Source organism: Acinetobacter sp. 12966 (assembly GCF_031196995.1).
GTDB classification, from domain to species: Bacteria; Pseudomonadota; Gammaproteobacteria; order Pseudomonadales; family Moraxellaceae; genus Acinetobacter; species Acinetobacter geminorum.
The window spans coordinates 23,180-43,175 of the sequence record NZ_JAVIMC010000034.1 but is presented as its reverse complement, the minus strand read 5'-3'; the positions used below and the strand labels follow the sequence as shown (position 1 = coordinate 43,175).

Below are 19,996 nucleotides of genomic sequence, written 5' to 3'. Positions count from 1 at the left end.
TAGAGGGATTTTGTGAAGTTGATAACTAAAGTTAAAACATTGCTGCTCACAATGTTTTAACTTGTCTTTAATTTAATAAATATTGAACGTTAAAACTTAAAGGTGTAATCGACATTTAACCGCGTTTCATTTGTCGAATGAAAAGTCATATTGGTAGGCATATCGTTGCGATAGTGAGAAAAACGAGCTCGCACTCCTAAACCTTTTAACTTACCTTCAGGAATTTTATAGCCTAAATCAAATTCCATAGACTCTTCTTTAAAACGCTGATCGCCATATTGCAGTAAATCAATGTCTTCGCCTTTTGCATAGCGAGTCATAAAGCGTAGCCCATTTAACGAAACATCACCTAGTCGTGCATTTTTAAAGTCATATTCATAACGAATCGAATAGACTTTTTCATCTTTATTTGAGTAGTCAGAACTCATAAAATCAAGCACAACCGGACTTTCAGTTCCTGACAAAAATGGTAAACCAGTTGAACCAAACGACTGCATGTAGCCCAAAGAAACTGTATGGTTTTGATAGTTCAAACCAAATAAGCCACTAATATGTCGGTTATCGACCTCTCCTATTTTTTTACTTCCAGTTTCTTCACTATTAAAAAAACGCACGTCACTTAAAAAATTAAGTTGATCATTTAAAGATTGTTTGCCGTTAAAACCTAAAAATTGTTGCTGGTAAATGTCTTTGAGTTCAGCATGGTAAGCCCGTAGACGATAATCCTTTAACTGATAGCTTCCACCTAAGGTATAAAAAGAATCAGTAGTTGCCGCTTTGTCAAAACGATGGTTGATATTGTCTGTTCCAACATCTGTAAAGCGAATTGAATCGCGCTGCCGCACTTCGTCGACATAAAAGCCTTCGAGTTGAAGATTTGGAATTTCATTTGAAACAAAACGGATACCACGGTAAGTCTGAGGGAACAAACGCGCTGGCGATGAAAAAATGGTCGGTAATTGTGGAACTAAGTCCCCCACAAAAAGCTCATTTTTCCTAAATTTAGCCTTTCCTGTAATGCCTATTTTTCCATAATAATCATCACGCGAGTTATCGGTATTCACTGGTAATAGGCCACTACGCGCATAGTCATCAGCACGGCTTCCCATCAGGTTAAAACCTGCCATTGCCAGTACATCAACACCAAACCCAACCGCACCTTCAGTATAACCAGACTGTCCTTTAAAAATTAAACCCTGCGCCCAATCTCTACCTGCTGTATAAGGATATGGGTCTTTTTTATAGTCTCGGTCAAAGTAAAAATTACGTAGTGTTAGCTCAGCTTTACTGTCTGCAAGAAATTCGGCATGCACAACTTGACTAAATAATGGGCACAAGCATACCCCCACCCACAATGGCGTCTTCTTCATTTTTTTATCTCAACTATTTAATTTTTAATGGATTAAGGTGCTGTTTTAAGCGAATAGTTCTGCTCTTTCTTACTTCGGTAAAAAGCACTACCCAAACTTAAAATGAGGAAAATAGCCAAAATAAACACCACACCGTAATAGGCATAAAGCGTTGCGGGTGCTATACCTTTATCCAGGAAGATGCCTGCAACCGTTGGCGATAAAATTGCCCCAATTCGTCCAAAACCAATTGCATAGCCCACGCCGCGACTACGGATTTCAGCATCATAAATTGTTGGGGAAATCGAATATAAACCTGCCACACAGCCATTAATGAGTGTGCCAAGTAATAACCCCACCATGAGTGCAATGCTCACTTGAGATGAGACAGCGACAAATAGGAAAACACATGCCGAGGTTAGTCCTAAAAACAGGCTTAAGGCATAGAAGATTTTCATACGTGATGCCAATAAACCAATAATGGCTGCCCCGAAAATCCCACCAATACTAATTAAAATACCGGTACTTACACCTTGCTCTGGTGACATTCCCATTGAAATAAGAATTTTTGGTGTCCAGCTCATGACAAAGTAAAAGCCAAACATTACTAAAAAGAATGCAAACCACAAACAAAGCGTTTGAAATCCAAGTTGTCCAGCAAATAATTTGCCCAGCTCACTGCCATTTTGCGTGCTGATTTTTTCATAACGCGGCATAACTGGTAATTCGTTTAGCCCCATACGATTTACAGTTGCATTAATTCGTTCTAGTGCCTGTTTTGGTCGCTTCGCGAGTAAGTAATCTAAAGATTCTGGTAATAACCACGCGCTGATCAGCAGCATTGCAATGGTAGTAACCCCACCTGCTAAAAAGATTGAGCGCCAACCTAAATGCTCAATCAATGCCAGTGATAGTACCCCGCCCAGTGTCGCACCAATTCCATAACCTGTAGACATTAAGCTCACTGCGAGACTACGCCAACGAGCATTGGCATATTCACTTGCCAAGACATTACTACTCGCAAGAATGCCGCCCACCCCAATTCCGGTAATAAAACGAAGTGCAGCTAACATGCCATGGCTTTGTACAAAAGCACAGCCCAGCATGCTAAGACCTGCAATTACAAGACAAACTAAGATGAGTAAACGGCGACCGATTTTATCGGCTAAAGGCGCGAGAAAAATTGAACCGGCAGCCATTCCAAAAAGGCCAGCACTTAACAACAAACCAATTTGTGCGCCTGAAAGTGACCATTCTGCTGACACGGATGGAGCTGTAAATGCCATTACCATCACGTCAAAGCCATCAATAATATTGAGACAAATACAGATCAAAATGACGAACCATTGATAGCGGCTCATATTGTTTTGATTGATCTCACTTAGAACGTCTCTTTCCATTTGTGTATCTCCCTTGGATAAGACATACACACGACATTGCTGATATGAGCGATTGGGTGGTTATGCACATCCGTATCCATAATGACCTAGAGGAATATTTGTTTTTTGAGCATCCTGCTCTTTTTCTATACTGAATATTTGGATCCAAAAAATCAACTAAAATTATAAACAGATTATTAAAAAGTATATAAACACATAAATTATATAAGTATAAAATTATTAAAAACATAAAATTAGAATGCTTGAATATTTTTATGGATCCATATTAAAAAATCTATTATGATCGATTCCAGAGCATTTTTTAGCCAAAAAAGCTCAGTTCATTTTTATGGAATGCAAGATGCATTTTTAAAACTTCAAAGGATTGTTGTTATGAAACTCAAAAGAGTAAGCCAGCTTACATTGGGACTTTTTTTTGCCAGCCAATTGTTTTACACAACGCAAGCAGCACCTCCCAAAAATCAACAACCACCTAATATCATGATTATTTTGGCCGATGATCTTGGATTTTCAGATATTGGTGCTTATGGTGGTGAAATTAAAACTCCTCATATTGATAGTCTATTAAAGCAAGGAAAAATGCTTTTTAATTTTCATGCTTCATCAATGTGCTCACCTACTCGTGCACAGCTTATGACAGGCGCCGATAACCACTTGGTCGGTTTAGGTGCCATGTATGAAACTTCAAAACGACAAGAAAAATTGGTTGGAGCAGATAGCCCGCGTGCACTCCTCAAAATTGATGGCTATTCAGGTCATTTAACGCAAAATGCTTATACACTCGCAGAGATTTTAAAGACAAAAGATTATTACACCTTCATGGTTGGTAAATGGCACTTAGGCTATGCTCCCGAACAAAACCCTAAAGCCCGTGGTTTTGATCAATCTTTTGCTCTGCTCGATGGCTTCGATTTACATTTTAAAGACCAACCCAAAAACTATCCACGCAACACTCAATATACTGAAAATGGTCAAAAGACCACTTTGCCTGACAACTACTACTCGACCGACTTTTTTACACAAAAAGCTTTTGAATATTTAGACAAAAATAAAGCGCAAAAACCATTTTTTGCCTACCTAGCCTATACCGCTCCACACTGGCCGCTACAAGCACCTGCTCATTATAGAGACCTATATAAAGGTAAATACGATCAAGGCTACGATGCAATTCGTAAACAACGCTTTGAGAGACAAAAGCAATTAGGATTAATTCCTGAAAATGCAGAATACCCAGTCGAGCGTGGTAACCAAGCTTTAGGCACCAAAAGCTGGAATGAACTCACCGCACAAGAGCGCAAATACGAAGCGCGTAAAATGGAAGTTTATGCGGGCATGGTTACCCAGTTAGACGACCGCGTGGGTGATGTCATTCAATATCTTAAAAAGCATCAGTTATATGACAATACTTTGATTGTGTTTATGTCAGATAACGGCGCTGAAGGTGGTGATCATAATTTCCCAATGGGTGATGCCGACAATCGCTATGAAAATATAGGCAACGCCAGCTCATATATTTACATGGGACCACGATGGGCCGAAGTGAGCAGCACACCATTTACCCACTGGAAGTCTGCTGCTTCAGAAGGCGGAGTACGAGTCCCATTTATTGTTAAATCACCTGTTCAGATTTCTAAACAACATGGAATTAACAATAACTTTGCAACAGTCAGAGATATATTCCCCACTGTGATGGAGCTAGCAGGTATTCAAAATAATCAGGTTTATCCAACTTCAAGCACCAAAATTAAACCATCTGGTTTTAGTCTGATCCCTGCGTTTAAAGATAATACTGCCCGTATTCGTCCTGTTAATTATTATGACTTTAAAGAACTACATGGCAGCCGCTACGCTAAAACTGACGAATGGAAACTTGTTGAAAACTCACCTTCTAAATTTAAGAGCCATGGCTGGGAACTCTACAATTTAAAAACAGATTTTAATGAGCAACATAATGTTTATGCAAAACATCCAGAGATCGTCAAAGTCTTAAATGATAAATATTTAAGATATGCCGATGAAAATGGTGTTGTGGATTTTGAGCAATATAACAAAAAGTAGAGAAAACTAGATGAAACAGATCATGATGCTTTCATCGTTCCTCTTACTCTGTGCATGCCAAAAAACCACGCCTCAACTAGAACAGACCACCTTGCCCGACTTAGGCGGCAAAGCTAAATGTAATTCTTATTCGGGCCTTCCTTCGGGTTGGCCTAAAAATAAAGAAGCAGGCATGGTCAAGCTTCCGCAAGGAAAAATTGTTTTAGGCACCACACAAGGTTATGAAGATGAACGCCCATTAAACTTACAGGCAACTTCAGTTCCCGCTTTTTTAATTGATGCGACTGAAGTCACCAATGCTCAATTTCAAGAGTTTGTTAAACAAACGGGTTATGTCACCGATGCAGAGAAGCAAGGCGGCGCAGCTATGTTTCTACAACCAGATCATCCAGTTGAAGAATTACAATGGTGGAAATTTGAAAAAGGGGCCAATTGGAAACATCCATGGGGCTTAAACAACCCTAAACAACCCGCGCCTCATGAGCCTGTTCGTATGGTGACATGGAATGATGCCTACGCTTATGCAAACTGGCTAGGTCATGACTTACCGACTGAGCTTGAGTGGGAATATGCAGCCAAAGGTTTTCAGCAAAATTCCGATATTGGCCCGACCCACGAAGGCCATATTGTAGCCAATTTCTGGCAAGGCGAATTTCCTTATAAAAACATTCAGGAAGATGGCTTTAAGGATGTGGCCCCTGTTGGTTGTTTTAGCAAAAACCCATTTGGGCTATATGACTTGATTGGCAATGTATGGGAATGGACGCAAACACCCTATACAGGCCCACGAGATCACCATATGGGAGATCCATCGAAATATCGGCAAAGTCACGAACAGATTTTGCAATATACGATTAAAGGTGGATCTTATTTATGCGCAACCAATTATTGCGCACGTTATCGCGCTGCCGCGAGGCATCCACAGGAACTCGACCTTGCAACTAGCCATGTCGGATTTAGAACAGTAAAACGCTTTTAAACGGATTTAAAAATGAAGCATATTTTTATTTATGGGATTTTCTTCTCAGGGACGACCCTTGCCTGCTGTTTAGCTCATAGTGCAGTCGATGTTAATTTTCAAAATACACTCACACTAAAAACATTCAACTTCGACAGACAATATGAAAATGGTACTAGCCCCGATACTAATAGCTTGAGTCAAGGCTTGATTTATCGTGGTGACTGGACCACCAAGCTTAATGAGGTTCAACTCCACCTCAATCCAAGCATCCAATATGCATATCGCCTAAGTAGCGACCAACACACCAATGATATGGTCATACCCTTTGACCCTAACACCAAGAAACAAGCACAAGACCAAGTTAAATATGGCTTAGGTGCTGGAGTTGAATATCAAAACTTTCACATGAATGTAGGTGAAATCACTCCCAATTCACCACTTACGCCACAAGTAGACACACATCAATTACGGGTGAACTATAAAGGCTTAGAATTAAAATATAAGACACCGCAACAAAATTTCGAGCTGGGTTTGATTAACCGTTATTCACCAAAAAATGAGGAGGACTATCACAAACTCGCCATATCAAAACATGAATCTGACGGACTCTATTTCTTTCAATGGGACGGCAATACACCTCGGTACCACTGGAAATTTTATAATGGTTACTTAACAGATCTCATCAATCAAAGTTACTTTGCTTTTGATTATCAATGGACGAAGCTGCACACCACAAAATTACGTGTGTTTCGCCACGACGATGTCGGCAAATCAAAGCTTGGCGAATATGACAATACATCTATAGGGGCCATGCATTTCATTAAACATGGAAACTTTACAACTGGAATTGGCTATCAAGAAAACTTTGGCAAAGATGGTATTCCAAAACTCGACAATATGCCCATCCCGCACATGGTGAACTGGACCTTAGGCGCGTTTACCAAAGCAGATGAAAAATCTTATCATTTCGTTGCCTCGTATGACTTTAAAGACTATATCAAGGGTCTAAAAGTGACCTACAAATATATTTATGGCGATTCATTTCAAACAATGAATCAAAATGACTTTGAACAAGAAAGTGATGTGTTGATTCAGTATGATCTCAATGCTTGGATTAAAAATCTTAAGTTTCTTTTCTTAAATATTAACTACGACACCAAACATGGCAAAAGTCTGGATGAACAGCGCATGATGCTTCACTACACGGTTAATTTCTAAATTTCCACACTCCCATAATGGCTTAACCACAGTCATTATGGATCCAAATTAAGATGAATAAAAAATTTCACTCTAAAATTCAAAGTAAATACAAAAGTCTTTAATAGCAATTAAAAATCTACAAAACAATCAAATAAAAAGATCAATATTTTTTAAAAAATATACTGCTTATCAATTGACCAATATTTTTATTTATTATAAATTGGATCCAATAAGTGATAAGGAGTCGTCACAATGTTTATTAAAAATGCTTGGTATGTTGCCTGCCGTCCAGAAGAAATCCAAGACAAACCATTAGGTCGCACCATCTGTGGTGAAAAAATTGTTTTTTATCGTGGCAAAAAAAATCAAGTTGCAGCCGTTGAAGATTTTTGTCCCCATCGTGGTGCCCCACTTTCACTTGGCTATGTCGAAGATGGCAACCTTGTATGTGGCTATCATGGCTTAGTGATGGGCTGTGACGGAAAGACCGTTTCAATGCCAGCCCAACGTGTAAATGGTTTTCCTTGCAATAAATCATATGCAGTTGTCGAAAAATTCGGTTTTATTTGGATATGGCCAGGCGAGAAAGCTTTAGCAGATGAAGCAAAACTGCCAACTTTAGAATGGGCAGATCATCCTGAATGGAGCTATGGCGGAGGCCTGTTTCACATTCAGTGTGACTATCGCTTGATGGTCGATAATCTGATGGATTTAACCCACGAAACCTATGTTCACTCCAGCAGTATTGGACAAAAAGAAATTGATGAAGCCCTGCCAGTCACTAAAGTTGACGGCGACCATGTCATTACTGAACGCTATATGGAAAATGTGATCGCACCTCCATTTTGGCAAATGGCCCTTCGCGGTAATCACTTGGCAGACGATGTACCCGTTGACCGTTGGCAACGTTGCCACTTCTTTGCGCCAAGCAATGTGCATATTGAAGTGGGTGTAGCGCATGCCGGACATGGTGGTTATCACGCACCAAGTGACAAAAAAGTTTCCTCAATTGTGGTTGATTTTATTACACCAGAAACTGAAACCTCTCACTGGTATTTCTGGGGAATGGCACGTAACTTCCAGCCAGACAATGCTGAACTCACCGATCAAATTCGCGAAGGCCAAGGCAAAATCTTTACTGAAGATTTAGAAATGCTGGAGCAACAACAACAAAATATTTTAAACAACCCACATCGCAAGTTACTGATGCTCAACATCGACGCAGGCGGTGTCCAGTCCCGTAAGGTGATTGAGCGACTACTTGCCGAAGAAAATAAAACACCTCCTGAAACGTCCGCACAGAAGTTTCCAAACATTCGGATTATTTAAAGGAGCATGAACATGGACGTTATTATTCAAAAAATTCATCAGCTCACCCCGACTATTCGTGCATTTGAATTGGTTGCAGCAAATGGTACGGAGCTGCCGAGTTTTGAAGCAGGTGCGCATATTGATGTGCACCTAAAAAACGGCCTCACCCGTCAATATTCACTTTCAAACTGCTGCACTGAAAAGCATCGTTATGTGATTGGCGTTTTACATGATGCCAATTCACGCGGTGGCTCACGTTGCATCCACACCGAATATCGTGAAGGCGATCATTTAAAAATTGGTGAGCCGCGTAATTTATTTGAAATTCATCCTCAAACCAAACAAGCGGTTTTATTTGCGGGTGGTATCGGTATTACCCCTATTTTGTCGATGGCATATCGGCTTAAGTCGGCCAATATTCCTTTTGAATTACATTACTTCGTTCGTAGTCATGAAATGATTGCCTTCTATGGCAATTTAACCGAGCACTTTGGTAAGCAAGTTCATTTTCACATTCAAGACCAACCAGACACCGAATGTAATATGGCAGAAGCTTTGGGCCAATCTTCACCTGATAAACACTTATATGTATGTGGACCTACAGGGTTTATGCAGTTTGTCATGAGCTCGGCCGAACAAGCGGGTTGGCATAGCGAACAGTTACATCAAGAGCATTTTGTTGCTCAAAAGGTAGATACGTCCAACGATGAAGCTTTCACCATTGAAGTGAAAGGTACAGGCCGCCGAATTGAAGTATTACCAGAGCAGACAGCAACAGAAGCATTAATTGCAAATGGTTTTGATATTCCTGTTTCGTGTGAACAAGGTATTTGTGGTACATGTATTACCCGTGTGGTAGAAGGCACTCCAGATCATCGAGATATGTTCATGACCGATGAGGAACATGCATTGAATGACCAGTTTACGCCCTGCTGTTCTCGTGCAAAAACTAAACATCTTGTGATTGAGCTTTAATACTCAAGTTTCTTTATTCAGAAATAAAGGAACTTCTTTCACCTTAAGCGCTGAGAACATTTCTTAGCGTTTCACCCAAAATCACCACACTACTGTGTTCACGCATTAAGGTTTCAGCACGCCCTGCCTGACGATGTACCAACGCATCGAAAATCGAACAATGCTGCAAATGTGCATAGTGCAAACGACGATATTCAGACAAAGCTTGATTCTGGTCATAGGTAATGGCTTGGGCAGACGCCATCGGCAATTGATTGTTTTTCGCTAAGGCTTGGATGAGTGCAACGTTTTGCGCACCTTCAATAATCGTGTCATGAAAAATGACGTTGAAATGGTGATAACGTTCCAGTTCAGCATCGCCAAACTCGTCTGTTTCATTAAAAAGTTTTTCAGTTTCTTGAATGCAATGTTGCAGTGTCTTTTTCTGTTCTTCGCTTAAGCCTTGTTCTGCCAAAGTTTTTGCAGCCAACCCTTCAAGCACACCGCGAACTTCGAGCGCATCATGAACAAGTTGCTCTGAAATTTCACGAACTGTATAACCACGAGTTGGGTTTTTAATGAGGAGGCCTTCTTGCTCGAGCAACCGAAAGGCAATACGAACAGGCTGCCTTGAAACGCCAAGTAACTCGGCAGTCGGAATTTCGGCAATTCTGGCACCGCCCTCAAGTTCCCCTGAAATAATCATTTTTCTTAGTTTAAGTAAAACTTGTTGTCCTGAAGACATTCGCTGCCACACATCACCAAAAACGTCTCTTCGATGCTAGCAAGTTCATTTGCAAAATGAAATAAATTTTCTGTGTGAATCAGTGCTTAAGCATTTCTGTAGATTTTAAAAAATTAATTTACAAACCACATTCAATTAAAGATTTTTAAGATTATTGACCATAATATCAAGGTTATTACGGATTAAATAAGCCAAGTTAATATCAATGCCTTCAAGCATTTTTTCTTCAACTTTCAAAACCACTTCATTACATTTATTTAGCTTATCAATACCACTGTCTGTCAGTGTAATTAAAATACGGCGGCCATGTGTTGGGTCAGGTTTTTTCTCAATCCAGCCATTCACCAGTAAATCTTGCAAAATTTTGTTGGCAGATTGCGGCTTTATGAAAGAGCGCTCAGCAAGCTTGGCATTGGATAAATTACTTTTTGAAGCTAAAACAGAAAGTGCAGTAAATTGCGGTAAGGTAATTTCAAGCTCTTTTAAGTGTTCTGTTAAATGTTTACTAATAATTCGGTCAACACGAGCAATCATGTAACTTAACTTAGGCTCATCTTCTACTTTTTTTGGAACTAAATTCGAACGTACCATAACCTTTCAATCATCATAAGAAAAACTGTAGTGAAAGTATGAGGATCTACCCCATACTTTCGTTAAAACTTAGCGAGCACCTGAGCTTTGTACTAAATGTACAGGCTGTTTAGGTTTTTTGACAAGAAGTAATGCAGAGATCGCTGCAATTAAAATCACTGGAATGCTTGAACCAATCACGATGGTCGAGCTTTGTCCAAGCGAGAGTAAAAAACCAGCCATTAACGGCCCTGCAAAAGAACCAATACGCCCGATTGCAACTGCTGCACCTACTCCAGTTCCACGCATTTCAGTTGAATAATACATGGCTGCCAGACCATACAACGCCGATTGTCCACCCACAATGAATAAGCCACAACCCACTGCCGAAAGTGCTAGTAAAGCCACTGTTGGAGAAATTGCTAAACAGCACAGTGAGAATAAAATGCCGAGATAAATCAGCTTAATCACAAAGCTCATGCGTAATTTATCAAGCAATACGCCCATGAGGATTGAACCTAAAATTCCGCCAACGTTGTAGCCCATCTGTACATAGTTTGCCTGTAGTTTTGATAGACCTTGCGCACCCATCAGCAATGGCAACCAGTTCAACAAGAAATACAGTACCACCAGCGTACAGAAAAAGCTTATCCAAAGCTGAATGGTTGACATACGACGTTCTTTGGCAAATAAAACTTCAAAGAATGGTGTGGTTTTTTGCGCTTGAACTTTTCGTTGCAGGTAGTCATTTGACTCTGGTAAAAAGCGCATAATCAGTGGAATGAGTAAAATAGGTGCAATCCCACCAATATAGAAAATATGACGCCACTCTGCATCGCCTGCCAACGACATAGCAACCACAGAAGTGAGTAATCCGCCAAAAGGAATGCCGCTATACATAATGCTCACTGCGGTGCCTTTGTGCTGGTCAGGTACAGCTTCAGAGGCAAGTGTAATCATCATTGGTAATGCCCCACCCATTCCTAAACCTGTACAAAAACGAATGAGTAATAGCAAACTGAAGTTAGCTGCATAAGCCGTTAGCAAAGACATAATTCCAAAAAGTAAAATACTAAAAATCAGAATTTTCTTACGCCCTACAATATCAGCAAACCGACCGCCTAATATCGCACCTGGTAACGTCCCTAAAATTGCAGCACTAAATGCCCACGCCATCTGGGCATTGTCTAGCATAAACTCAGCCCGCATTCGTGGAGCGGCTACCCCCATTGATTGAAGATCAAACCCTTCAAAAATTGCTATGGCAAAGCACAGTAGCAACGTTATTTTTGCCCTTGAAGGCTGTCCTGATATTTTTTCCATTGTGTTGTCCTTTATTGACTAGTCGTTCCATTTAGCCCTTTGTGTATTATTGTTTAAACACACCAAAATATCAGTTAAACTTACTAAAAAATCAACATATTTTTATATTAAATCATCGATAAAATTAATTAATATTTAAAATACAATGGATTATAAAATATTTATGAAATTTTATAAAAAAGACTTGAATGTAAGCTTAACTGATATTAAATTAAATCCCAGAACAGCAAAAAATCATTCAAGGAGTATGAAGATGAGTTATGAAAACCGCTGGGAAACAGTAGATGTTAAAGTTGAAGATGGAATTGCATGGGTCACCCTAAACCGTCCGGAAAAGAAAAATGCCATGAGCCCAACACTCAATCGCGAAATGATTGATGTGCTAGAAACTCTTGAGCTTGATCAAGATGCACGTGTTTTAGTGTTGACGGGTGCAGGTGATTCTTGGACAGCGGGTATGGATTTGAAGGAATATTTCCGTGAAGTCGACACTCAGCCTGAAATTTTCCAAGAACGTATTCGCCGCGACTCATGTCGCTGGCAGTGGCAACTTCTTCGTATGTATTCAAAACCAACTATTGCTATGGTTAACGGCTGGTGCTTTGGAGGCGGTTTCTCACCTTTAGTGGCTTGTGACCTAGCAATTGCAGCAGATGAAGCAACTTTCGGTTTATCTGAAATTAACTGGGGGATCCCACCGGGTAACCTTGTAAGCAAAGCAATGGCAGATACCGTAGGTCATCGTGCATCTTTGTATTACATCATGACGGGTAAAACCTTTAGTGGTAAAGAAGCTGAAACCATGGGCCTTGTGAATAAAAGCGTACCGCTTGCCCAATTAAAAGCAGAAGTGACTGAACTTGCAAATTGCCTACTTGAGAAAAACCCTGTGGTTCTTCGTACCGCTAAAAATGGCTTTAAGCGTTGCCGTGAACTGACATGGGACCAAAACGAAGACTACTTATATGCCAAACTTGATCAATGTATCCACCGAGATACTGAAAATGGCCGCCAAGAAGGTTTGAAACAATTTTTAGATGAAAAATCAATTAAACCGGGTTTACAGAGCTATAAACGTACTGGTTAACTTTTGATTCTTTAATGGCAATGTAAGGACACAACCCATGCAAAATGTACAGTTACTTATTCACGGTCGATCTATTGATGCATCAAATCAGGCAACTTTTGAGCGTATTAGCCCAATTGATGGATCAGTAGCCAGTAAAGCTGCTGCCGCAACACTAGAAGATGTAGACCGTGCAATCGATTCGGCACAACAAGCTTTTAAAGTATGGTCGAAACTCTCGCCTACCGAACGTCGCTTACGCTTATTAAAAGCAGCCGATTTAATGGATCAAAAGACCGAGCAATTCATTGAAACTGGAATGCAAGAAACAGGTTCAACTGCAACATGGTATGGGTTTAACGTTCATCTTGCTGCCAACATGTTACGTGAGGCAGCCGCAATGACCACACAAATTGACGGAAGCCTCATTCCGTCAGATGTGCCTGGCAATCTTGCGATGGGTGTACGAGTTCCTTGCGGTGTGATTGTAGGGATCGCACCTTGGAACGCTCCTGTGATTTTGGCAACACGTGCGCTTGCCATGCCTTTGGCTTGTGGTAACACGGTAGTGTTAAAAGCCTCAGAAGCCTGCCCAGCAACACATCGTCTCATTGGTGAAGTGTTACATGAAGCGGGTCTGGGTGAAGGTGTCGTGAATGTGATTACGCATGCCGCCGAAGATGCACCACAAATCGTGGAGCGCTTAGTGTCTCATCCAGCCGTGAAACGCATTAATTTTACCGGCTCAACCAAAGTCGGAAAAATTATTGCCGAGACTGCTGCCAAATATTTAAAACCAGTTTTACTCGAACTCGGTGGGAAAGCCCCTGTTGTGGTTTTAAATGAAGCTGACATTAATGAAGCCGTAAATGCAGTTGCTTTTGGAGCATTCTTTAATCAGGGTCAAATCTGTATGTCGACCGAACGTGTTTTGGTTCAAGACAATATTGCCGACCAATTTATTGAAAAACTGATTGAAAAAACCCGCTCTATTCAGGCAGGTAATCCAACCTCAAAAGACAATGTACTCGGTGTTTTAGAAAGTCGCCGTGCTGCAAACCGTATTCAGCATTTGCTAGAAGATGCCCAAAACAAAGGGGCTGACTTACCTTTAGGTATCCATATTGAAGACACCACTATGCAACCGACACTGGTTCTCAATATTAAACCTGACATGCTGCTTTACCGCGAAGAATCATTTGGACCTGTATGCACAGTTCAACGTTTTTCAAGCATTGAAGAAGGTGTAACACTGGCAAATGACAGCGAGTTCGGCCTTTCTTCGGCAGTGTTTAGCCAAAATATTTCGCTGGCATTAGAAGTCGCTAAACAGATTGATTCTGGTATTTGTCATATTAACGGCGCAACCGTACATGACGAAGCTCAAATGCCATTTGGCGGAACAAAATCGAGTGGTTACGGACGTTTTGGTAGTAAAGTCTCTGTTGCCGAATTTACCGAACTACGCTGGATTACTATTCAAACTCAAACACGTCATTACCCGATTTAGTCAGGCTAATGCGAATACCGACAAATTAAATAAAAATTGCATGATGCAAAAAATAAAGCGCAGTGATGCGCTTTCCATGGAGTGAAAGAAATGCAAATGAATGCCACTCAATCACAAGACCGCGAACGGTTCGTAAAATTAGGGCAACATGATATTCATTATCACCATAAAGATGACACGCTCTATATCAGCCCAAAAGAGCAATTAAAACCGTATCCACAAAAACTGACAGATCGGTTAATTCATTTTGCACAAACCAAACCCGACCATATTTTTGCAGCAAAACGCAATGCTCAAGGCGAATGGGTCAAACTGAGTTATGCAGAAGTTCTACAACGCGCATGGCACATTGCTCAAGCTTTGCATGACCGTAATTTAAGCCAAGAACGACCACTCATCATTTTAAGTGGTAATGATCTCGAACATTTAACACTCTCTATGGGCGCCATGCTGGCGGGTGTGCCTTTCTCTGCTATTTCTCCTGCCTACTCTCTGATTTCTCAAGACTTTGGCAAACTCAAACATGTGTTTGAAGTGCTCACACCTGGTATGGTCTATGCCAGCGATGGACTAGCCTTTGCTAAAGCCATTCAAGCGTGTATTACATCTGATATTGAAGTGGTGACCAATAAAGGGATTGTGGGCGATCAGATCTGCACATCTTTTCAATCACTGTTAGATACGCCAGTTTCAAATGTTCAAGAATTTTACCAAACCCTTGATGAAAACCAGATTGCCAAATTCTTATTTACATCAGGTTCAACCAAATTACCTAAAGCTGTACCGACCACACATTTAATGTTATGTGTTAATCAGCAAATGCTATTGCAGACTTTCCCTGAGTTTGAAGAAACACCGCCTGTCCTACTCGACTGGCTGTCTTGGCACCACACATTTGGCGGCAGTCACAATGTCGGCATCGCACTCTATAACGGCGGTACGATTTACATTGATGATGGCAAACCCGTTGCCGGAAAATTTGACGAAACTATTCGTAATCTCAAAGAAATTTCTCCGACAGTTTATTTAAATGTGCCAAAAGGTTGGGAAGAACTCACCGAAGCGTTAGAAAAAGATGAAGAATTAAGAGACCGCTTTTTTGCCAAAGTTAAAATTCTATTCTTTGCAGGTGCAGCGCTTTCAGAAGCGGGCTGGAACAGACTCGATAAAATTGCTCAGCAACATTGCGGAGAAAAAATTCGCATTATGAGCGGATTAGGCATGACTGAAACTGCTCCCTCTTGTGCTTTTACAACTGGCCCACGTGTGATGGCTGGTTTTATTGGCTACCCTGCTCCGGGATGCGAAATTAAGCTAGTTCCATGTGGTGACAAACTTGAGTTTTGTGTTCGTGGCAAACATGTCATGAAAGGCTATTGGCGCTTAAAAGCGGACCAACAAAGTACTATTTTCGATGATGAAGGCTTTTTCCATACAGGCGATGCCGTTCGTTTAGTCGACATCAATGATCCAACCAAAGGACTGATGTACGACGGACGAATTGCTGAAGACTTTAAACTCAATACGGGTACTTTTGTGAATGTCGGCACACTACGCAACAAAGTGCTCATTCAAGGTAATTTACTGATTCAAGATGTTTGTATTACAGGTTCAAACCTGAATGCTGTTAGTTTTCTGATTTTTCCAAAATTAGAAGCGTGTGCTCAATATGCAGGTCTTAAACTTGGTGAGCATTCTGCAACAGAGATATTACAACACCCTAAGGTTCAGCAATGGTTCCGCCAATTTTTAACGACCTTTAATAAAGATGCGACTGGCAGCTCAAATACAGTCTCCATGCTTTATTTAATGATCGAACCACCTCAACTCGATGCAGGTGAAGTGACCGATAAAGGCAACCTCAATCAAAGCAGTATTACCAAGCGTCGTGCACCATTAATTGATGAGCTTTATCAAAAGCAGACTGATAACCCGCTGATTATTCGGGTGCCCACCTTAAAACAATAAGCAATTGAAATAAAAAAGGAAGCTCAAATTTCGGTTTGAGCTACAGCCTCACTTTTGCCTAAAAAAGGTTCAACATGCCACACGATACAGAATTTGAACTATTTCGGGATAGCTATCGCAGGTTCTTAAAAGAACAGGTTGCCCCGTATTACGAACAGTGGGAACACGATGGCCTTATCCCACGTGATTTATGGCTTCGTCTTGGGGAGAATGGTTTTTTGTGCGTCGATGTACCCGAGGAATATGGCGGCTACGGCGCTCCTGTTCATTACTCCCTCATGCTGGTTCAAGAAACTGCTCAAGCGGGCTTTGCGTCTTTGGCAGTTGCGATTGGCGGGCAAAATGAGCTGGTCTCTCCTTATCTGCAAAATATCGGATCCGAAGAGCAAAAACGTTATTGGTTACCGAAAATGGTGACAGGTGAAGTCGTCACTGCAATTGCCATGACCGAAGCCAATGCGGGTTCAGACCTACAGGCTATACGCACTCAGGCCATTTTAGAAAATGAACAATATCGTGTGAATGGTTCAAAAACGTTTATCTCAAATGGTTTGCATGCCGACCTGATCGTTCTGGTAGCAAAAACCGATCCACAGGCCAAAGCAAAAGGTATTTCAATTTTATTAGTCGATGCCACTTTAGACGGCGTTAAAAAAGGTCGGTCTTTGCAAAAAATCGGGCTGCATGCCCAAGATACAGCCGAACTATTTTTTGATGATGTCTGTGTGCCTACAACTCAGCGTTTGGGTGAAGAAGGACAAGGTTTTGCTTATTTAATGCAAGAGTTACCTCGCGAACGTTTGAGTATTTCCATGATGGCTTTGGGGTCAATTTTAGGCGCCATCGAAATCACCAAAGACTATGTACTAGAACGTAAAGCTTTCGGACAACCTTTAAGCCAAATGCAAAACACGCGATTTGTACTAGCAAACGCACAAATCAAAGCAAAAGCCGCACAAGCCTTTGTAGATCAATGTGCAGCGCTATATCAACAACACCAGTTAAGCGTGACTCAGGTTGCCGCATTGAAGTGCTTTATTACCGACACTCAATGTGAAGTGATTGATCAGTTACTTCAGCTTTTCGGCGGCTACGGCTACATGCAGGAATACTCGATTTCACGCTTTTTTGTGGATGCGCGGGTACAAAAAATTTATGGGGGAACCAATGAAATTATGAAAGAAATCGTCGCCCGAGAACTGCTCGGAAAATAATTCGATTTAAAAACCAAACAAGGCAGACAGAACAATTATGCCTTGTTGAAAACAAAAAATGATATTTCAGGAAGAAATGCTATGTCGAAATTATGGATGTACTCTACCCTTATGCTCTCAGGTTCAGTGTGGGCTGGCAGTTTTATTGATAACAGTTCAGTAGAACTCACCACGCGAAATTTCTATTTTGACCGCGACTACCAAGAGCAATCCGCTTACCCTGCTGCCAAGGACTGGACACAAGGGTTTATTCTTAAAGCCAATTCAGGTTATACCGAAGGGACTGTCGGTTTTGGACTGGATATGCTTGCAACGGCAGGCTTTAAACTCGATGCGGATGCAGAGCATGGTGGTACAGGAAACTTACCTAGAGACACCCGCACCAACGAACCTGCTGACTCTTATGGCGAAATTGGGGTCACAGCAAAAGCGAAAATGAGCCAGACCGAGCTACGCATTGGTACGCTAATGCCGATGAACCCAGTTTTAGTAGCTTCACCTGCTCGTTTGCTTCCTCAAACCTATCGAGGCATTTCACTGACTAGTAAAGATATTAAAGATTTTGATTTACAGGCAGCATACCTCGATAAAGTGAATCATCGGGATTCGACCAACTATGAAAAAATTAAAATTTCAGGCGTAAATGGACGCTTTAAAAGTGCTGAAACTGATGGGCTTTATTACTTAGGTGGAAACTATCAGTTTAATCCTGCACTCAAGCTCACCGCTTTTTATATGGATGTTGATGAGCTTTATAACCAAACCATGGTCGGTGCTTTACATCAACACAAAATTAATGACACCACTAACTTTAGCTCGCAATTACGTTACTACCGCAGCCGAGATGACGGACAGGCGAAAGCAGGCTTAGTCGATAATGACCTTTATCATGCGCATTTCGAACTCAAACATCAAAACCATAAATTTATTTTTGGAACCTTCCAACATCACGGCGACACCGCCTTTCCGTATTTGACGGGAGGTGAAACGGGTCTACTCATCGACACATGGCCAGGCGAGTTTTTAAATCCAAAAGAAAAAGCCTATAGCTTCCGTTATGAATATGACTTTAAAGATTATGTGCCGGGTTTACGTTTTATGACCCGTTACACCACAGGTCACAATATTTATGCACCTAACTTAGGCGGAACCAATCTAAAAGAACACGAAACAGACTTTGATTTAGGTTACACCGTTCAAAGTGGCTGGTTAAAAAATTTAGGGTTACGCGCGCGCTACGCCATTTATGACAACAACATGCTCTCTACAGCCAACATCAAACCTGTAAACGAAACCCGTATCAACATCGACTACACATGGAAATTTAAATAATTCAAAACAAGAGGTTCTGTCACACATAGAACCTCTTTTTATTTCGGGAAATTCATCATGAAGAAAGTTGTAACGCTACTCTGCGGAATTTTTTTAATTGGCCTGACTCATGCCGAAACGCAATATAGCCCTCCACCTATTCAGCTTGAGCCTTTAGCAAAATTTAGTGTTGATCTAAATGCGCCTGTTTGGGAGTTAGACACGACCAGTGACGCAGGTAAACGCCGAATTATTCCTATTACAGGTGGGACATTTGAAGGCAAATCACTTAAAGGCCGCATTTTAAATAATGGTGCAGATTGGCAAATTGTCGACAGTAAAGGACTAGCCATTATTGATACGCGATATTTGTTAGAAACCGATGACGGTGCGCTTATTTATCTTCAAACCAAAGGTTACCGCCATGGCTCGGCAGAAACACTAAAACAGCTTGCCCAAGGCAAAGATGTCGACCCGAAAAATTACTATTTCAAAATTACCATGCAGTTTGAAACCAGCTCACCTAAATATTCATGGCTTAACCAGACCGTTGCGGTAGGTAGTGCAATGCGCTTGGGCAAAGCGGTTATTTATGATGCCTATACCCTGAAATAATAATTTTTATAACACCTACAAAAAGGATGGAGCCTTCATTATGGATCAAAAAACTTTAGAACACTTACCGCCCATCCATCACCATTTGGGCGGACATAATATCCATTGGAATGACCAAAATACTGAACTCACTATCCATTACACAGCCCTAGAAAGCTTTACTAATCCACGCGGCACCGTTGAAGGCGGCATGATCTGCGCCATGCTTGATGACGTGATGGGACTTTTTGCGTATCTCGCCAATGGCCATAAACCCGCTACCACCATCAATTTAACGATGGATTTTTTAAGGCCCTGTGCTGTGGGAGAAGTCATTATGAAATGCCGATTCATTAAACAAGGCAAAACCGTACTGAATCTCGAAAGTGAAGCTTGGCAAAATAACAAAATGATTGCACGAAGCACAGCTAATTTTTTGGTTTTAGATTAATTGCAAACATT

17 protein-coding genes are annotated in these 19,996 nt (G+C 41.0%); 12 read left to right on the top strand and 5 right to left on the bottom strand.

Annotation, left to right across the window (positions count from 1 at the left end):
• Positions 1–89: 89 nt before the first annotated feature.
• Both RFW85_RS06535 and RFW85_RS06530 read right to left on the bottom strand, forming a co-directional pair.
• Complete coding sequence (locus RFW85_RS06535; protein WP_309171262.1) at positions 90–1,370, bottom strand: OprD family outer membrane porin; 1,281 nt, start codon at positions 1,368–1,370, stop codon at positions 90–92.
• A gap of 32 nt (positions 1,371–1,402) precedes the next feature.
• Positions 1,403–2,749: an MFS transporter gene (locus tag RFW85_RS06530; RefSeq protein WP_199112041.1), complete on the bottom strand. Its 1,347-nt coding sequence runs from the start codon at positions 2,747–2,749 to the stop codon at positions 1,403–1,405.
• 372 nt (positions 2,750–3,121) lie between these two features.
• On the opposite strand from RFW85_RS06530, the gene RFW85_RS06525 reads away from it, so the two are divergent.
• The 5 genes from RFW85_RS06525 (at position 3,122) to RFW85_RS06505 (ending at position 9,254) form a co-directional block, all read left to right on the top strand.
• Positions 3,122–4,807 (top strand): arylsulfatase, encoded by a 1,686-nt coding sequence (locus RFW85_RS06525; protein ID WP_309171261.1) that lies wholly within the window; start codon positions 3,122–3,124, stop codon positions 4,805–4,807.
• 25 nt (positions 4,808–4,832) lie between these two features.
• A complete protein-coding gene (locus RFW85_RS06520; protein ID WP_309171266.1) occupies positions 4,833–5,786 on the top strand; it encodes a formylglycine-generating enzyme family protein in 954 nt (317 codons plus the stop codon).
• Between the two features lie 12 nt (positions 5,787–5,798).
• Complete coding sequence (locus RFW85_RS06515; RefSeq protein ID WP_170249373.1) at positions 5,799–6,986, top strand: OprD family outer membrane porin; 1,188 nt, start codon at positions 5,799–5,801, stop codon at positions 6,984–6,986.
• Between the two features lie 234 nt (positions 6,987–7,220).
• On the top strand, positions 7,221–8,297 hold the full coding sequence (locus RFW85_RS06510; RefSeq protein ID WP_170249375.1) for an aromatic ring-hydroxylating dioxygenase subunit alpha: 1,077 nt from the start codon (positions 7,221–7,223) through the stop codon (positions 8,295–8,297).
• Between the two features lie 12 nt (positions 8,298–8,309).
• Positions 8,310–9,254, top strand: coding sequence for a PDR/VanB family oxidoreductase (locus tag RFW85_RS06505; protein ID WP_170249376.1), 945 nt, complete (start codon positions 8,310–8,312; stop codon positions 9,252–9,254).
• Positions 9,255–9,297: 43 nt separating this feature from the next.
• Here RFW85_RS06505 and RFW85_RS06500 read toward each other — a convergent pair whose 3' ends face one another.
• From RFW85_RS06500 to mhpT, 3 genes are all read right to left on the bottom strand, one after another.
• Positions 9,298–9,990 (bottom strand): GntR family transcriptional regulator, encoded by a 693-nt coding sequence (locus tag RFW85_RS06500; protein WP_005802836.1) that lies wholly within the window; start codon positions 9,988–9,990, stop codon positions 9,298–9,300.
• 123 nt (positions 9,991–10,113) lie between these two features.
• On the bottom strand, positions 10,114–10,569 hold the full coding sequence (locus tag RFW85_RS06495) for a MarR family winged helix-turn-helix transcriptional regulator (RefSeq protein ID WP_017386391.1): 456 nt from the start codon (positions 10,567–10,569) through the stop codon (positions 10,114–10,116).
• Between the two features lie 69 nt (positions 10,570–10,638).
• Positions 10,639–11,871, bottom strand: a complete 1,233-nt coding sequence (gene mhpT, locus RFW85_RS06490; RefSeq protein ID WP_170249377.1) for a 3-(3-hydroxy-phenyl)propionate transporter MhpT — start codon at positions 11,869–11,871, stop codon at positions 10,639–10,641.
• Positions 11,872–12,118: 247 nt separating this feature from the next.
• Here mhpT and RFW85_RS06485 point away from each other — a divergent pair, with 247 nt between their 5' ends.
• The 7 genes from RFW85_RS06485 to RFW85_RS06455 all read left to right on the top strand — a co-directional run bounded on the left by RFW85_RS06485 (position 12,119) and on the right by RFW85_RS06455 (position 19,985).
• Positions 12,119–12,958, top strand: a complete 840-nt coding sequence (locus RFW85_RS06485) for a p-hydroxycinnamoyl CoA hydratase/lyase (RefSeq protein ID WP_169538806.1) — start codon at positions 12,119–12,121, stop codon at positions 12,956–12,958.
• 37 nt (positions 12,959–12,995) lie between these two features.
• Entirely contained in the window at positions 12,996–14,447 is a 1,452-nt protein-coding gene (locus RFW85_RS06480; RefSeq protein ID WP_170249378.1) for an aldehyde dehydrogenase, read from the top strand.
• Between the two features lie 81 nt (positions 14,448–14,528).
• A complete protein-coding gene (locus RFW85_RS06475) occupies positions 14,529–16,415 on the top strand; it encodes a feruloyl-CoA synthase (protein ID WP_170249379.1) in 1,887 nt (628 codons plus the stop codon).
• 74 nt (positions 16,416–16,489) lie between these two features.
• Positions 16,490–17,629, top strand: a complete 1,140-nt coding sequence (locus RFW85_RS06470; protein WP_170249380.1) for an acyl-CoA dehydrogenase family protein — start codon at positions 16,490–16,492, stop codon at positions 17,627–17,629.
• 81 nt (positions 17,630–17,710) lie between these two features.
• On the top strand, positions 17,711–18,961 hold the full coding sequence (locus tag RFW85_RS06465) for an OprD family porin (RefSeq protein ID WP_216076579.1): 1,251 nt from the start codon (positions 17,711–17,713) through the stop codon (positions 18,959–18,961).
• Positions 18,962–19,018: 57 nt separating this feature from the next.
• Complete coding sequence (locus RFW85_RS06460) at positions 19,019–19,555, top strand: DUF3237 domain-containing protein (RefSeq protein WP_309171260.1); 537 nt, start codon at positions 19,019–19,021, stop codon at positions 19,553–19,555.
• A 40-nt stretch (positions 19,556–19,595) separates the two neighbouring features.
• Positions 19,596–19,985 (top strand): PaaI family thioesterase, encoded by a 390-nt coding sequence (locus tag RFW85_RS06455; protein WP_170249384.1) that lies wholly within the window; start codon positions 19,596–19,598, stop codon positions 19,983–19,985.
• Positions 19,986–19,996: the final 11 nt, after the last annotated feature.

What these genes read in the sequence shown, in the direction of transcription:
- RFW85_RS06515 (WP_170249373.1), top strand. Translation starts at nt 5,799, where the DNA reads ATGAAGCATATTTTTATTTATGGGATTTTCTTCTCAGGGACGACCCTT.
- RFW85_RS06520 (WP_309171266.1), top strand. Translation starts at nt 4,833, where the DNA reads ATGCTTTCATCGTTCCTCTTACTCTGTGCATGCCAAAAAACCACGCCT.
- RFW85_RS06530 (WP_199112041.1), bottom strand. Translation starts at nt 2,749, where the DNA reads ATGGAAAGAGACGTTCTAAGTGAGATCAATCAAAACAATATGAGCCGC.
- RFW85_RS06485 (WP_169538806.1), top strand. Translation starts at nt 12,119, where the DNA reads ATGAAGATGAGTTATGAAAACCGCTGGGAAACAGTAGATGTTAAAGTT.
- RFW85_RS06460 (WP_309171260.1), top strand. Translation starts at nt 19,019, where the DNA reads ATGAAGAAAGTTGTAACGCTACTCTGCGGAATTTTTTTAATTGGCCTG.
- RFW85_RS06470 (WP_170249380.1), top strand. Translation starts at nt 16,490, where the DNA reads ATGCCACACGATACAGAATTTGAACTATTTCGGGATAGCTATCGCAGG.
- mhpT (WP_170249377.1), bottom strand. Translation starts at nt 11,871, where the DNA reads ATGGAAAAAATATCAGGACAGCCTTCAAGGGCAAAAATAACGTTGCTA.
- RFW85_RS06495 (WP_017386391.1), bottom strand. Translation starts at nt 10,569, where the DNA reads ATGGTACGTTCGAATTTAGTTCCAAAAAAAGTAGAAGATGAGCCTAAG.
- RFW85_RS06525 (WP_309171261.1), top strand. Translation starts at nt 3,122, where the DNA reads ATGAAACTCAAAAGAGTAAGCCAGCTTACATTGGGACTTTTTTTTGCC.
- RFW85_RS06455 (WP_170249384.1), top strand. Translation starts at nt 19,596, where the DNA reads ATGGATCAAAAAACTTTAGAACACTTACCGCCCATCCATCACCATTTG.
- RFW85_RS06510 (WP_170249375.1), top strand. Translation starts at nt 7,221, where the DNA reads ATGTTTATTAAAAATGCTTGGTATGTTGCCTGCCGTCCAGAAGAAATC.
- RFW85_RS06465 (WP_216076579.1), top strand. Translation starts at nt 17,711, where the DNA reads ATGTCGAAATTATGGATGTACTCTACCCTTATGCTCTCAGGTTCAGTG.
- RFW85_RS06535 (WP_309171262.1), bottom strand. Translation starts at nt 1,370, where the DNA reads ATGAAGAAGACGCCATTGTGGGTGGGGGTATGCTTGTGCCCATTATTT.
- RFW85_RS06505 (WP_170249376.1), top strand. Translation starts at nt 8,310, where the DNA reads ATGGACGTTATTATTCAAAAAATTCATCAGCTCACCCCGACTATTCGT.
- RFW85_RS06480 (WP_170249378.1), top strand. Translation starts at nt 12,996, where the DNA reads ATGCAAAATGTACAGTTACTTATTCACGGTCGATCTATTGATGCATCA.